Consider the following 1,458-nt stretch of genomic DNA (forward strand, 5'->3'; position numbering starts at 1 on the left):
TTTGCTTCTGAAGTGACGCGGGTGGCACGAGAAGTAGGCACCGAAGGCAAACTGGGCGGCCAGGCCGACGTGCAAGGTGTAGCCGGCACGTGGAAAGATTTGACCGATTCGGTCAACTCCATGGGCTCCAACCTGACCGGCCAGGTGCGCAACATTGCCGACGTGACCAAAGCTGTGGCTGCCGGTGACCTTTCCAAGAAGATCACGGTGGACGTGAAGGGTGAAATCCTCGAACTCAAGAACACCATCAACACCATGGTGGACCAGCTCTCGTCTTTTGCTTCTGAAGTGACGCGGGTGGCACGAGAAGTRGGCACCGAAGGCAAACTGGGCGGCCAGGCCGACGTGCAAGGTGTAGCCGGCACSTGGAAAGATTTGACCGATTCGGTCAACTCCATGGGCTCCAACCTGACCGGCCAGGTGCGCAACATTGCCGAGGTGACGACGGCCGTGGCCGCCGGTGACCTTTCCAAGAAGATCACGGTGGATGTGAAGGGCGAAATTCTGGAGCTGAAGAACACCATCAACACCATGGTGGACCAGCTCTCGTCTTTTGCTTCTGAAGTGACGCGGGTGGCACGCGAGGTGGGCACCGAGGGCAAGCTGGGCGGGCAGGCCGACGTGCAGGGCGTTGCCGGCACCTGGAAGGACTTGACTGACTCGGTCAACTCCATGGGCTCCAACCTGACCGGCCAGGTGCGCAACATTGCCGAGGTGACSAAGGCTGTGGCGGCGGGCGACCTTTCGAAGAAGATCACGGTGGACGTGAAGGGCGAAATCCTCGAGCTCAAGAACACCATCAACACCATGGTGGATCAGCTGCGGTCATTTGCTTCTGAGGTAACCCGGGTGGCGCGCGAGGTGGGTACYGAAGGCAARCTGGGCGGCCAGGCCGACGTGCAGGGTGTTGCCGGTACCTGGAAGGACTTGACCGATTCGGTCAACTCCATGGGCTCCAACCTGACCGGCCAGGTGCGCAACATTGCCGAGGTGACGACGGCCGTGGCCGCCGGTGACCTTTCGAAGAAGATCACGGTGGACGTGAAGGGCGAAATTCTGGAGCTGAAGAACACCATCAACACCATGGTGGATCAGCTTCGCTCGTTTGCGTCCGAAGTGACGCGGGTGGCACGAGAAGTAGGCACCGAAGGCAAACTRGGCGGGCAGGCCGATGTGCAAGGTGTAGCCGGTACGTGGAAAGATTTGACCGATTCGGTCAACTCCATGGGCTCCAACCTGACGGCGCAGGTGCGCAACATTGCCGAGGTGACAACGGCCGTGGCAGCCGGTGACTTGTCCAAGAAGATCACGGTGGACGTGAAGGGCGAGATACTCGAGTTAAAGACCACCATCAACACCATGGTGGATCAGCTGCGGTCATTTGCCTCTGAAGTGACGCGGGTGGCGCGCGACGTGGGCACCGAAGGCAATCTGGGCGGGCAGGCCGATGTGCATGGT

1 protein-coding gene is annotated in these 1,458 nt (G+C 60.2%); it reads left to right on the forward strand.

Going from position 1 to position 1,458, the window contains the following annotated elements; all coding sequences use genetic code 11:
* Positions 1-1,458, forward strand: a 1,458-nt coding sequence (locus tag AC1D1P_RS23210; protein ID WP_477674619.1) for a HAMP domain-containing protein, incomplete at both ends; no start/stop codon positions are given.

It is taken from the genome of Polaromonas sp. P1_E1_2, assembly GCF_056406035.1.